Origin of the sequence: Mycobacterium sp. E2462 (assembly GCF_001672685.1) — a bacterium.
GTDB lineage: Bacteria > Actinomycetota > Actinomycetes > Mycobacteriales > Mycobacteriaceae > Mycobacterium.
This window is the reverse complement of sequence record NZ_LZKC01000348.1, coordinates 1-887: the sequence shown is the minus strand read 5'-3', so window position 1 is coordinate 887 and position 887 is coordinate 1. Positions and strand designations below refer to the sequence as shown.

Below are 887 nucleotides of genomic sequence, written 5' to 3'. Positions count from 1 at the left end.
CCAGCTGCCTGACCAGCCGCCGCCGCCGCACCCCCGCCGACATGACCCACGCCACCCAAGTTGCCCAACCCCAAAGACGCGAACTGCGGCGTCGGGAACCACGCACCACCAGCACCCACCGTCGCACCACCGGGACCGAACGTCAGCTGCTGACCGATCGACCAGCCGAAGTTGGCGATACCGTTCGAGAAGTACGCCAGACCCGACGTCAGCTTGAAAATTACGTTGTACAACGTGGGATTCAGGCCCAAGAAATTGTTGTTGGGTGTGGGAAGTCCAAACCCGATAAGGTCCTGAATGAGGTTCTGCAGCCAGGTGAATGGCCCTGGGTCGTCGGCCGCGGCAGCGGTTGTGGCGAGTTGCTGCATCGGTGCGACCGCGCCAAGCTGAGACCCGGTGTTGGACGCCGCGTGTGCGACATTTCCTGCGGGCTCGGTGGCAGCCCGGGAGACGGCCATGGCCTGGTCGGTGGTGGCGTCCGGGGTCGTGGTGTTCGGCGGCGCCGGGAACGGCTCGAGCGCCGAGGCCAACACCGAGGCACCCGCATAGCCATACATCGCCACCGCGTCCTGAGCCCACATCAGCCCGTAGTCGGCCTCGGTGGCGGCGATCGCCGGAGTGTTCTGCCCAAAAAAATTAGTGGCGACCAGCGTCGCCAGCAGCACCCGATTCGCCGCGATCGCCGGCGGCGGCACCGTCATCGCGAACGCCGCCTCATACGCCGCCGCCGCCGCCCGACCCTGACTCGCCGTCTCCTCCGCCATCGCCGCCATCACCGACAACCACGACACATACGGCGTCACCGCCTTAAGCATCGACGCCGACGCCGGCCCCACCCACGGACCGCCGCTCAACTCCGTCACCACCGACGAATAACCACTCGCCGC

Annotated in this window: 1 protein-coding gene; it reads right to left on the bottom strand. The window is 66.9% G+C overall.

The annotated features are described in order from the left end of the window. A partial coding sequence (locus A5714_RS18315) for a PPE family protein (RefSeq protein ID WP_068287508.1) occupies positions 1 to 887 on the bottom strand: 887 nt, incomplete at both ends.